12 protein-coding genes and 1 tRNA gene are annotated in these 11,876 nt (G+C 65.8%); 6 read left to right on the forward strand and 7 right to left on the reverse strand.

What is annotated here, in order from left to right:
- The first annotated feature begins 378 nt into the window (after positions 1–378).
- Positions 379–1,086 (forward strand): LysE/ArgO family amino acid transporter, encoded by a 708-nt coding sequence (locus tag K7W42_RS06845; RefSeq protein ID WP_224573356.1) that lies wholly within the window; start codon positions 379–381, stop codon positions 1,084–1,086.
- Positions 1,087–1,088: 2 nt separating this feature from the next.
- On the opposite strand, the gene K7W42_RS06850 is transcribed toward K7W42_RS06845, so the two are convergent.
- Positions 1,089–1,907 carry a DUF5984 family protein gene (locus K7W42_RS06850; RefSeq protein WP_224573358.1) on the reverse strand — a complete coding sequence of 273 codons (819 nt, stop codon included), beginning with the start codon at positions 1,905–1,907 and terminating at the stop codon, positions 1,089–1,091.
- The gene (locus K7W42_RS06855) at positions 1,904–3,121 is read right to left on the reverse strand and encodes an MFS transporter (RefSeq protein ID WP_224573359.1); all 1,218 of its coding nucleotides are present in this window, start codon (positions 3,119–3,121) and stop codon (positions 1,904–1,906) included. The genes K7W42_RS06850 and K7W42_RS06855 overlap by 4 nt, the downstream gene beginning before the upstream one ends.
- Before the next feature lie 277 nt (positions 3,122–3,398).
- On the opposite strand from K7W42_RS06855, the gene carB reads away from it, so the two are divergent.
- Positions 3,399–6,473: a carbamoyl-phosphate synthase large subunit gene (gene carB / locus K7W42_RS06860; RefSeq protein WP_224573362.1), complete on the forward strand. Its 3,075-nt coding sequence runs from the start codon at positions 3,399–3,401 to the stop codon at positions 6,471–6,473.
- Between the two features lie 27 nt (positions 6,474–6,500).
- The gene (locus K7W42_RS06865) at positions 6,501–6,866 is read left to right on the forward strand and encodes an immunity protein CdiI family protein (RefSeq protein ID WP_224573364.1); all 366 of its coding nucleotides are present in this window, start codon (positions 6,501–6,503) and stop codon (positions 6,864–6,866) included.
- 72 nt (positions 6,867–6,938) lie between these two features.
- Here K7W42_RS06865 and K7W42_RS06870 read toward each other — a convergent pair whose 3' ends face one another.
- Positions 6,939–7,400 (reverse strand): hypothetical protein, encoded by a 462-nt coding sequence (locus tag K7W42_RS06870; protein ID WP_224573366.1) that lies wholly within the window; start codon positions 7,398–7,400, stop codon positions 6,939–6,941.
- Positions 7,401–7,584: 184 nt separating this feature from the next.
- Here K7W42_RS06870 and K7W42_RS06875 point away from each other — a divergent pair, with 184 nt between their 5' ends.
- Positions 7,585–7,983, forward strand: a complete 399-nt coding sequence (locus tag K7W42_RS06875) for an excalibur calcium-binding domain-containing protein (protein WP_157459724.1) — start codon at positions 7,585–7,587, stop codon at positions 7,981–7,983.
- A gap of 69 nt (positions 7,984–8,052) precedes the next feature.
- Here the strand turns inward: K7W42_RS06875 and K7W42_RS06880 are convergent, their stop codons facing one another.
- The 4 genes from K7W42_RS06880 to K7W42_RS06895 all read right to left on the reverse strand — a co-directional run bounded on the left by K7W42_RS06880 (position 8,053) and on the right by K7W42_RS06895 (position 10,936).
- Entirely contained in the window at positions 8,053–9,039 is a 987-nt protein-coding gene (locus tag K7W42_RS06880; RefSeq protein ID WP_224573368.1) for a sensor domain-containing diguanylate cyclase, read from the reverse strand.
- Between the two features lie 67 nt (positions 9,040–9,106).
- On the reverse strand, positions 9,107–9,988 hold the full coding sequence (locus tag K7W42_RS06885; protein ID WP_224573370.1) for a TAXI family TRAP transporter solute-binding subunit: 882 nt from the start codon (positions 9,986–9,988) through the stop codon (positions 9,107–9,109).
- A 13-nt stretch (positions 9,989–10,001) separates the two neighbouring features.
- Positions 10,002–10,187, reverse strand: coding sequence for a hypothetical protein (locus tag K7W42_RS06890; protein WP_157459727.1), 186 nt, complete (start codon positions 10,185–10,187; stop codon positions 10,002–10,004).
- Entirely contained in the window at positions 10,184–10,936 is a 753-nt protein-coding gene (locus K7W42_RS06895; protein ID WP_224573371.1) for a hypothetical protein, read from the reverse strand. Before K7W42_RS06895 ends, K7W42_RS06890 begins: the two co-directional genes overlap by 4 nt.
- Positions 10,937–11,042: 106 nt before the next feature.
- Here K7W42_RS06895 and K7W42_RS06900 point away from each other — a divergent pair.
- Together K7W42_RS06900 and K7W42_RS06905 are read left to right on the forward strand one after the other, a co-directional pair.
- Positions 11,043–11,118 (forward strand) — tRNA-Ala (locus K7W42_RS06900).
- A gap of 91 nt (positions 11,119–11,209) precedes the next feature.
- Entirely contained in the window at positions 11,210–11,872 is a 663-nt protein-coding gene (locus K7W42_RS06905; RefSeq protein WP_224573373.1) for a winged helix-turn-helix domain-containing protein, read from the forward strand.
- The last annotated feature ends 4 nt before the right edge of the window (positions 11,873–11,876 follow it).

Here is an 11,876-nt window from a genome sequence, read left to right on the forward strand (position 1 = left end):
GGCAGATAGCCTGCTTTTAGAGAGTGGCGAGCATGTCCATGCCCCTCACGCTCGGCAGTGATCGGTCCTGCTGAGCCCCTGCTGTTGGCCGCCACGATGGAGGCGCCATCAGCGAAGCTCCAGGGCGGTTGGAATGCTTTCATGGTGTGCCTGTGCAGGTTCGGCCACCCTTGCATGGTGGCTGCCCAGTCTCCTTCAGTGAATCGGCAGAAGCCGCTGATCTTGCGCTTAAAGAGGATGCGCAAGGGTTGACGGACTTTCCCTGTCGTTCCCCAGCGGTAACCCCAGACGGACGCCCAATCGGCAGCTCCGCGTCAGCGACCAGACGCAGGCCAGTGATCCGCGCGACGCCCTCGCCGCTTCTCTATCCTGGCCCCTGTGCCTCCGTTTCTGCGCGGCCTGACGCTGGGTCTGTCTCTGATTGTCGCCATCGGCCCGCAAAACGCCTTTGTGCTGCGCGCTGGCCTGACGCGGCGGCACGCCCTGCTCTCGGCACTCACCTGCGCGCTGTGCGACAGCCTCCTGATTGCGCTTGGGGTGCTGGGGCTGGGCAGTTGGCTGGCCCGCGTGCCGGTTCTGGTGACGCTGGGCACGTTGCTGGGGGCTGCGTTTCTCGGTTGGTACGGTCTGAAAGCGCTGCGGTCAGCGTGGGCCGGTGGCGGGACTGGATTGGCGGCAGGCGAGAACGAGACGAGCCCCGCCACGCCCAGACAGGTCGTCGGAACGGCCCTGGGCTTCAGCCTGCTCAATCCTCACGCCCTGCTCGACACTGTGGTCCTGCTGGGCGGGGCCAGCGCTGGCCTGGACGGGGAGAGCCGTCTGGCTTTCCTAGGCGGCACGGCCCTGGCCTCGTGGGCCTGGTTTTTCGCGCTCGCGCTGGCGGGGCGCACCCTGGCGCCCATCATGGCCCGGCCGCAGGCGTGGCGGGTGCTGGACACCCTGATCGGCGTGACTTTACTGGTCACGGCGGTGAGCCTGCTGATGACAGCAGCGGCCAGTTTCACCCTGGAGACGAGGACCCTCCTCCAGGCCGTTGAGGCGGCTCTCTCCTTCAAACACTCTTGGCCGCTGTGGCTTTCTCCCTGAGCCTACAGAGCCAGCAGCGCAGTTCCCGACCCTTCCTCAAGGCGACGAATGGCGCTCAAGACCGCGCCCCAGTCAGTGGGGTCTTGAAGCCCCGATTCAGGAAAAAGGGTGAGCTGACGCTGCTGTTCCAGCGAGGTCAGGGCAGCCGCGTCCAGCTGATCCAGCGCGGCCACAGCCTGCACGCGCGCAGTCATGGCGGTGTCTAGGCGCCCACGAAAATCTTCGACCTCGGCCGCAAAAGCCGCCACGCTCATGGCCTGCTGGCCCCAGGTTTCGGTCCAGCACAGGTGGCCCTGCACGCGCTGTTCTCGGGTGTCCCAGGCGACAGTTATGTTCTCCCCCACCCGCCAGAAGCGCAGGAGGGGCGGCGCCGCCAGATAGCCCATGTCCAGCGCCCGCACGTTCGCCCAGCTGGTGGCCGCTGACCAGAGTTCCCAGCTGGCCCGCTCATCGTCGTCGGGCAGGGCGTACCACCACGCCGACACCGGCGCGTGCCAGGCGTCCCACGCCCCGGAAGCCAGCGCGGCGGCCAAGTCCGCAGGGAGCGGCTCCAGCACACGCGGCAGCATCCCCTCCAGGTCAAGCCAGAAGCGGGCGACCAGATAGTCCAGGTGCGGCTCGGGGGCCGGGGGCTGCCCCAGAGCGTGGTCAAACTCGGGGTGGTTGGTGGGCACGTCGCCGGCCGGTGTCCTCAACCAGTACCAGCCGTCGGTCAGCCAGTACCAGCCGCGCAGATACGGCAATGGGTCAGCCCCTCCTGCCGTCCACCGCTCAAGCAGCTCGGGCAGGGAGCGCAGGCGAAACCCAAACAGCGGCGTCACCGCAGGTCCCCCTTGCCCGCGCGGCTCAGGAGCGGCAGGGTGGGTAGACGGACGAACGCGGCCAGGGCCAGCGCCGCGCGCACCCCCCACAGATTTCCGGCCAGCCCGAACAGAGGCCCGCAGCTGACCTGTCCCAGCGCGTCGGCCTGCGAGGCGAAGGAATTGATGGTGGCGCGCGAACCGGGGGGCAAGCCCTGGTTGAGCCACGCGGCGTACAGAGGACTGTACAGGCCGCGCAGCACCCCGTGAATCAGCAGCGCCCCCGCCGCCCACCCAAAGCCGGGCGCCAGCGCAAACGCCAGCAGCGCGGCCACGCTCAGCCCCAGGACCACACGCAGGGTACGCGCCACCTGTGCGGGCTGGCTCAGGTCCAGACGGCGGCGCAGGGGTTCTAGCACGGCCCAGCCTAGCCCAGAACCCGCCAGCGCCAGAGCAATAAACCAGCCCTGCGCGCTCAGGCCCCCAGGCAACCCGGTTTCGCGCAGCAGCAAGAACTCGTTCAGCCGGTCCAGAGCTTCAGTGCTGGCGCCATACAGGGCCGCCGCCACAATCAGCAGGATCAGGACCGGGCGGCCCCTCACCTCGCGCGCGCCCTGAACCAGCGGGGCCGTCAGGCCAGACCAGGTGTGGCGCTCGCCAGGAGCGGCAGGCGCAAACTTCTCTTCCGGCATGGCGCGCGCCAGAAACGCCGCCAGGATCAGCATCGTGCCGCCACCCGCCACGATGCAGAGGGCAGGGCCGCCCACACCCGACAGGCCCGCTGCGCCCAGGATGCCCAGCACCCCCGCCACGCGGGCATACTGACCGCCCAGCAGCAGGGCGCCGCCCAGGCAGTCCTCGCCCAGTTCATCGGCCAGCCACGCTTCCTGCGCGCCGCTGAGGCAGGTGTAGCCCACGGCGCTCACCACCTGCGCTGCCAGAATGACCACAAAGACGGGAAACGAGCCCACCAGCAGCATGGCCGCGCCCAGAGTCGCGCAACCCAGCACCACCGACCACTTACGCGAAAAGGCGTCGGCCAGGACGCCTGTGGGCACCTCTAGCACAAACGTCGAGAGTTCCAGCGCCGCGCCCACCAGCAGCAACTCGAAGGGCGTAAGCCCCACAGTTTGAAAGAAATACAGCCCTTGCAGCGTGTAGGCCAGGGCAAATGCAGCGGCCATGACGGCCTCGGTGACCAGATAAACCCGCAGAGGGCGGGAGGGATAGGACATGACAAACCTCGGGAGGGTGAACGTTCAGGGGTCAACGCGAAGCGGCGCGTGGCCCGAAGGAGGCCCGCAGCAGCTTCAGAACGTGGTGGAGGTCAGTTCAGGGTTGACATGGTGAATCACTCCCGAGGTTCGGGATGGGGGCAGGATAGGGGGGCGCGGCGCCAGGCGCGATACGCCAGGTGGCGCAGAGGGGCGCACCCTGTCCCGCATGGCTGCATAAGTTTGCAGACTGGCCTACCCCCCAGGCCTCCAAACCGTGTTACGCTCGTTCTCTGGAATGCCTAAGCGTACTGACCTCCAGACCATCCTGATTCTCGGCAGCGGTCCCATTCAGATTGGGCAGGCGGCCGAGTTCGACTATTCGGGCACGCAGGCGCTGAAGGCGCTGAAAAAAGAGGGCTACCGGGTGGTGCTGGTCAACAGCAACCCCGCGACCATCATGACCGACCCCGACCTGGCCGACGCGACGTACCTGGAGCCGCTGACGCCGGAATTCGTGCGCAAGGTCATTGAGAAAGAGCGCCCCGACGCCCTGCTGCCGACCCTGGGCGGTCAGACGGCGCTGAACCTGGCGATGGACCTGAACGCCGACGGGACGCTGGAAGAATTTGGCGTGGAACTGATCGGCGCCAACGCGGCGGCCATCAAGAAGGGTGAGGACCGCGAAGAATTTCAGGCCGCCATGAAGAAAATTGGCGTGGAGACCGCCAAGGGCCAGATGGTTCATTCGATGGAAGAGGCCGTGGAGTACCAGAAGGAAATCGGCCTGCCCATCGTGATCCGGCCGTCTTTCACGCTGGGCGGCACGGGCGGCGGCATTGCCCACACCTACGAAGACTTCCTGAAGATCACGGAAGGCGGCCTGCGCGACAGCCCCGTGACCAGCGTGCTGCTTGAGGAGTCCATTCTGGGCTGGAAGGAATACGAGCTGGAAGTCATGCGCGACACCGCCGACACAGTGGTGATCATCACCTCCATCGAGAACTTTGACCCGATGGGGGTGCATACCGGCGACTCCATTACCGTGGCCCCCGCGCAGACCCTCAGCGACGTGGAATATCAGCGCCTGCGCGACCAGTCGCTGGCGATCATCCGGGAAATCGGCGTGGACACGGGCGGCAGCAACATCCAGTTTGCGGTGAACCCCCAAGATGGGCGCGTGATCGTCATCGAGATGAACCCGCGTGTCAGCCGCTCCAGCGCGCTGGCCAGCAAGGCCACTGGCTTCCCGATTGCCAAGATTGCGGCGCTGCTGGCGGTCGGCTATCACCTCGACGAGCTGAAGAACGACATCACGCTGTCCACGCCGGCTTCCTTCGAGCCCAGCATTGATTACGTGGTGACGAAGATTCCGCGCTTCGCCTTCGAGAAGTTCCCCGGCAGCAGTGACGCGCTGGGCACCCAGATGCGCAGCGTAGGCGAGGTGATGGCGATTGGCCGCACCTTCAAAGAGAGCCTGCAAAAGGCGCTGCGGAGCGTGGAATCTGACGTGCGCGGCGCTTTCGCCGCCATGAGCGACGCAGACCTGCGCGGCCTGCTGTACGGCAACCCCCGCCGCCTGGAAGCCGTGCTGGAACTGCTGCGCCGGGGCGAGGGCGTGGACGCGCTGTTTGACGCCACCAAGATTGACCCCTGGTTCCTGGCCCAGCTCAAGGAAATCACCGACGCCGAAAAGGAACTGAGCGACCTGGGCCCCATTGCCGAGTGGAAGTACGAGATCTGGCGCGAGGTCAAGCGCCTGGGCTTTTCCGATGCCCGGATTGGCGAGATCGTGGGCCTGAGTGAACTTCAGGTGCGCGAGCTGCGCAAAACGGCCAAAGCCCTGCCCGTGTACAAGACGGTGGACACCTGCGCCGCCGAATTCGAGGCGTTCACCCCCTACCACTACTCCACCTACGAGTGGGAGGACGAGGTGAAGGCCACCGACAAGCCCAAGGTCGTGATTCTGGGCAGCGGCCCCAACCGCATTGGGCAGGGTGTGGAATTCGATTACGCCACTGTCCATGCCGTCTGGGCGCTGCAAGAAGCCGGGTACGAAACGATCATGGTCAACTCGAACCCCGAGACGGTCAGCACCGACTATGACACGGCCGACCGCCTGTACTTCGAGCCGCTGACCTTTGAAGACGTGATGAACATTGTGGAACACGAGCAGCCGGTGGGCGTGATCGTGCAGCTAGGCGGGCAGACGCCACTGAAGCTGGCCAAGAAGCTAGCCGACGCGGGTGCGCCCATAATCGGCACCAGCCCCGAGACCATCCACGAGGCCGAAGACCGCGCCTCCTTCAACGCGCTGTGCGAGCGGCTGGGCCTGCCGCAACCGAAAGGCAAGGTGGCCGAAACCCCAGATCAGGCCACGGCCCTGGCCACCGAACTGGGCTTCCCGCTGATGGCCCGTCCCTCCTACGTGCTGGGAGGCCGCGCCATGCGCACCGTGCGGAGTATGGAGGAGCTGACCACCTACCTGAACGAGGTCTACGCCGCTGTGGAGGGCCAGCCCAGCATTCTCCTCGACCAGTTCTTGGAAGGGGCGCTGGAACTGGACGTAGACACGCTGTGTGACGGCCAGACGGCCGTGGTCGCCGGCATCATGGAGCACGTGGAAGCCGCCGGGGTGCATTCCGGCGACAGCGCCTGCATCCTGCCACCCGTGAATCTGAGCCCTGACCTGCTGGCCCGCGTGAAGGCCGACACCGAACGCCTGGCGCTGGAACTGGGCGTGAAGGGCCTGATGAACGTGCAGTGGGCGGTGAAGGACGGCACTGCGTACATTCTGGAAGCCAACCCGCGCGCCAGCCGCACGGTGCCGTTCGTGTCCAAGGCCGTGAACCATCCCCTCGCCAAGAGTGCGGCGCGCATTGCCGTGGGGCACACGCTGGCGCAGATTGGCCTGACCGAAACGCCCACGCCGGGCATGTACTCGGTCAAGGAAGTGCACCTGCCATTCCTGAAATTTGCGGGCGTGGTGCCGGTGCTGGGGCCAGAGATGAAAAGCACGGGCGAGAGCATGGGCATTGACGCCGACCCCTACCGCGCCTTTTACCGCGCGCAGATTGGCGCGAAGAACTACCTGCCCACCCAGGGCACAGCGCTGGTGATGGGCGACGGGCTGGATGACGTAGCGAAAGCGCTACAAGAGGCTGGGTTGACTGTGATTCGGGAGCAGAACGGCGATGAGCTGCCTGCCCTGCTGATTGACACCACTAGCAGCCAACTGCTGAGAACGGCCCTGGAACGTGGCGTGCCGATTGTCAGCACGAAAGAAGGGGCCGAGTGGACGGCGAAGGCGATTGCCGCCGTGAAGGGTGAGGTGCTGGGCGTGCAGAGCTTGCAGGAGTGGATCAACGCCTAAGCTGGATTCTAGAAAAGAGGGCGCCCTGTGGCGCCTTCTTTCGCTGTTGTAGGCATGATGGAACGGTACGTTAGCGCCACTGTGCCTCTCTTGCGCCTCCGCTTTTTCTTCGACACCGGCTCTGGCACATGCCTGTGGGCAGGCAACACGGCCACGGAAGAACACTATGGCCTGGCCGTCGAAGCCCAGGACCTCCCTCTGCCGCCCGAGCTGGTGGCCGAGGCCGAACGCCTCACCGACCTCTGGGATACCGGGATTGACTGGAATGACCCAGGCGGGCCGTCCCCCTGGACAGCGGAGGACGAGCAGAGTTTTCGGGCGCAGGCGGATGCGCTGTTGGGGCGGCTGCGGGCGGCATTGGGGCCAGATTTTGAGGTGGTGGACGAGCGGTAATCCCACCCAGACAAAGAGACGGCGCGTCAAGCTGCCGTCTCCTTTCTTCTTTGCTTCGGGTGCCCAGGGTTTTTACTGCACGGTGATGCGCGCGTTGGTTTTGGCGTAACGCGTAGAGAAGGTCACGACATACTCGCCTGCCTGGGACAGCCCTGGCACCGACATGGGGTAGCGGGCGCTGCCACCAGGGGCCAGCGTGACAGGCTGGATATACCGCGCGCAGAGCGTAGCAGCCGGGTCCATCAGCATGGTCGTGGCCCCAGTACGAACTGACCTGGCCGTGACCGCCACCGGGCACAGATTCATGTCAACCTGCTGCGACTGGGCCGAGGTATTCATCAAGGTCAGCACGGTGTCAATGTCCCCAGCTCGGGCGACCCGCACCGGCACCCGCGCCGTTAACTGAAAATTCTGGGTGGTCTGAGCCTCCAACGGACTGGAGGCGGATGGAACGGCGGGCAGAGAGGTCTGGCAGGCAGCAAGCAGAACTGGAACGGCAAGCAGGAGAAAACGAACAGGCTGCTGTTTTTTCATAACAAAGCTCCCTGGGCGCCGCTGTGTTCAGCAGATCGCGCCCCTGGCTGAGAAGACCCTGAGTTCATCAGGGCAGTGTCTGATTCGCTCAGCCCACAGAGAAACACTCGGCTCAACGAAGGCTGAGATAAGGCTTCAACCCCTGTTCACTCTCCGTCAGCTTTCAGATGTCAGGCTTCCTTCTATGCACAAGATTGTTCAAGCCTCTGCCCTCGCCCTGGCCTTGCTGGGCACCGCGCAGGCCGCCACCGCCGTCACGACCACCACGGCCAACCTGCGCCGCGCGCCTTCCATGTCGGGCCCAGTGGTGGCCGTGGTGCCCCAGGGCCGCCTGCTGACTGTGGCCTGTCAGGGAAACTGGTGCCGTACCACCTTCCAGGGGCGCGGCGGCTACATGGCCCGCACCCTGCTGCGCCCCGTGACCAACAGCGCGCCTCTAGCCGGTGAAGGCACCCGCTTCTTTGCCACCTGCCAGGCTATGCGCAGGGCGGGTGTCGCCCCGCTACGCATTGGCAACCCCGGCTACCGCGTGGCCCTGGACCCCAACCACAACGGCTGGGCTTGCGACGCGGGCGAACGGTAAGCTTTGGTTGATTCAGAGCCGTGGGAAAACCCCTTCCCACTGCCTTGTCTGTTCTCTCTGCTGACAACTCTAGAGAGACAGGCGCATAACGCCCAGGCCACCTTTCTTGGCGATATACATGGCCTGGTCGGCATACGAGAGCAGGTCGTCAGGGTCTGGCCGCTCCACGTGTGGCGGCACCTCCACAAGCCCCAGGCTGAGGCCCACCGAGCCGGGCCTGTCTGGAAAGGCAACCAGCAGCTCGGCACTCACCTGTTGCGCGCGCACCAGGGCGTCTGGTCCAGTAAAGAGTAGCGTAAACTGATCGGCTTTCAGGCGGCCCGCTTGCTCGCCGCTGCGCAGCAGGCCCTGAGCCGTCTGGCCCACCCGGCGCAGCAGCGCGTCTCCGGCGGCGGGCCCATGCGTCGCGTTCAGGGCCCCAAACTGGTGGAGGTCAAGCAGGCCCACGACAACTGGCGTCTGGGTAACGGCAGCCTCCTGCTGGGCCAGAAACACCGCGCGCATGAAGGCGCGGCGGTTGGCCAGGCCAGTCAAGTCGTCCCGGAGCGCCTGGTCGTACAGGCGGCGGGTCAGGCGGCGCAGGTGCAGCTCACTGGCCACCAGCTCGGCAAAATTGGACAGCGTGGTTCGGTCAGCGGCAGTGAAGGGGCGCGGCTCCTGGTCAATGACGCAGATGGTGCCCACCGCATGCCCGGTCTCCGTGACCACCGGCGCACCTGCGTAAAAGCGGATATGAGGCTCGTGCGTGACGCCGCGCATGTGGGCGGTGGCGTCCAGGCGGGCTGCGTCCTCAATCACCGTGACGCCCGGCTGCCCGATCACCAGAGCACAGATCGAATCCTGGCGCGGGTCTTCCGAGTGCCGGAAGCCCACTGTGGCCTTAAACCACTGCCGGTCCCGGTCAACCAGGGTGATGGAGCCGTAAGGCGCCGAGAAATGCTGCGCCGCCAGCCCCATAATCCGGTCAAACGGCGGTTCGCGCGGCGTGTCAAGAAGCCTAAGGTCATGCAGGTCCGCCAGGCGCTCTTCCTCGCGGGGGTCCAGGGCAACAGCCATACAGCAGGATAGGGCGCGGGCGATGACGGTTTCCTGTCACCGCCCCCTTTTGCGCTGGCCTCTTTCCTTACTTGTACTGCGGCCAGGGCCAGGTTTTAAAGGTCACTTCCTGCCATTTGGGGTGCATGCCCTCGTCTTCTTGCAGGTTGACCAGTTTGCTCATGGCGCATTTCTGGTATTTCATCAGCAGGTCTTTTTTCTCGGGCGTCTTGAAGTCACGGGTGGCCAGCACGCTCTGGACCGCCACAGTGGGCACACTGGCGGCCCCCAGGTTGGGATACAGCAGCTTGGCGCTGGTGTAGATACCCTGCAAGCTGGGCGCGTAGGGCACTGGCACCAGATTCACGCCGCTCAGATCCTTAACCCAGGTGGCGGGCTGCCCCACCACGGCCAGCACGGCGTCGGCCTGATTGCCTCTCAGGGCGGCAAAGGCGGCGTCGCGGTCTTTGACACTCAGGACGGTGTAGGGCACGCCCAGCTTGGCGCTCAGCACCTTGGCGGTCACCAGGCTGCCGCCCCAGGCGGCCACGCGCTTGCCCTTCAGGTTGGCAAAGGTGGCCACCCCTGTGGTGGTCACGCGGCCCAGCAGATCGCGCTTTTGCACCGGCGGTTTGGCAAAGAGGTGAATTTCCTCGCTGTGCAGCGGCAGCAGGGCCTTGATGTTGTCCACACGGGTGTCGCCGTCAATCTGCTGCTTGGCCTTCAGCACGTCGCTCTGGACAAACGCCAGCGAGACCTCGTTGCCCAGCAGCAGGTCAATATTTTCCAGGCTGCCGCTGGTGCCGCGTTCTTTCAGGTAGGCGCTCTGGGTGCAGACCTTGCCGACGTTCTTGAACATGATGGAATAGGTGCCAGTCGAGCTGCCGGTCGCCACATTCAGTGTGGTCGGCGTGGCCGCCTGGGCCAGAGGAACGGTGAGGAGCAGGGCGGTCAGGGCCAGTCGTTGCATGGGTCTCTCCGGGTTATTTGAGGTCGCCGTAGCCGCTGCCGCCGCTGGGGGTGGCCGGTACGGTCTCGGTGGGGGCACTGGGCGCTGGATCGGTCCCAACATTAGCGGTGGCCGAGCGATTCTGGTCCAGGGCAATCACCACGCCGCAGACCACCAGAATCAGGGCCAGCAGCCCGCCCAGGCGTGCCGCGCGGTTCATGCACTCCCCCGGCGCTGGTTGCTGTTTTCCTCGCCAGCGGCCAGCGCCTGATCCAGCAGCGCGGCGTTGCGACCCGCGCGGCGGGCGATCTCGGACAGGGCGCTTTCGGTGACGTGGCGGTCCTCGGCACTGAGCTTGGCCTGTTGCAGGGCCGTGGCGACGTTGCCCTTGGCCTGCGCCAGCTGCGTGTCGATGCGTGCTTTCTTGATCTGGCGGTCGAACTCGGCCAGGTCGGCGCGCAGGTCGGTCAGGTGGGTCTGGGCGCGGGCGAAAGCATCGCGGCTGACCTGCAAGTCGTTTTCCCAGCGGGCCACATCGGCCGCGTCCATATCGGCGCGGCTCTGGTCAATCAGGCGGCGAAAGTCTTCCAGATGCCCGTTGGCCTCCTGCAGCTGCCGCCCCTTGGCCTGAATCAGGCTTTCAAACTGCTTGCGCTGCACGATCAGGGTCTCCAGCGGCATGGCGCGCGCCACCCCCTCCTTGGCCCGCACCCGACCGGCATTCAGCGCCAGTATCAGGGCCGGCATCAGGAACACCACGGCCAGCAGGGCCACCAGAAACGCGCCGATGGTTACGGTGGTCAGGGCCACGTTAAACACGGCAATGGCCGCGCCGCCCAGGGCCGCCAGCGCCAGCACGCCTCCGCCGGTCATCAGGGCAAGTTTGCCCGCTGTGACTGGCCGCTGCACCGGCGTCTGCGTGGAGGGGCGCAGTTCTATGACACTCTCGTCCCGGAAGGGCTGGCTCATACCCTCCTTATACGCCGAATTTGGGCCGGGCGTTGCGGCGCTGCCCGAGGGCCGGCGACTTTACAGAGCGGCGCTGGGGTGCTACCTTTCCTGGGCCCGCAAACACGGGGCTGTGGCGCAGTTGGGAGCGCGTCTGAATGGCATTCAGAAGGTCAGGGGTTCGAATCCCCTCAGCTCCACCAAAACAGCAAGGCCCCTCCGGTTACAGGAAGGGGCCTTCTCGTTTCAGTCACGCCCCTGGTGGACTGAAAGGGGCGCCGCCACACTGCTGGCATGACCCAGCAGGCTTCTCTCTTTGTGACTGACCTCACCGCCGCCCGCGCTCTGCGGCAAGATCACACCCTGCTGGGCCTGTTTGTCTCGCCGCAGTCGCCCAGCGACCTGGCCCCGCGCCTGGGCATGGCCCCTAGCCTCGTGCATCACCACGCGCGGCGGCTGACGGACCTGGGCCTCCTGTTTGAACAGCGGCGCGAGGGCGGGCGCGTGTATTTTCAACTGGCAGCGCGGGAATTTCGGGTGCCCATGAGCCTGCGGCCACCGGGGGACGCCCTGGGGAACGGCGCGGCTGACCTGCACGAGCTGAGTAAAGGCTTTTTGCGCGCCTACTGCCGCTCATGGGGTCAACTGCACGACAGCGAGGAAGATGTGTATGGCTTTGGCGACGCCCAACATCCAGCCGCGCCCATGACGCCGCCGGACGCCCCCAGCCCGGAAGGGCACCCCGCGCATCTGGACCGCCTCACCCTGCACCTGACGCCAGCCCGGTATCAGCGCCTGGCCCGCGCCCTGAGCGCCCTGCTGGACGAGGCTTATATCCAAGGCCACAGCGAGGGCGGCCAGTCCTGCACCCTGGCGGTCCTGGCCTACCGTGAAGCCCCTGGTCCGGCCCTCAGCCTCTCCCGCTCCGTGAACAGTTTTCTGGGCGCAGAGCAATAGGAAA

Origin of the sequence: Deinococcus betulae, assembly GCF_020166395.1 — a bacterium.
Classification (GTDB): Bacteria; Deinococcota; Deinococci; order Deinococcales; family Deinococcaceae; genus Deinococcus; species Deinococcus betulae.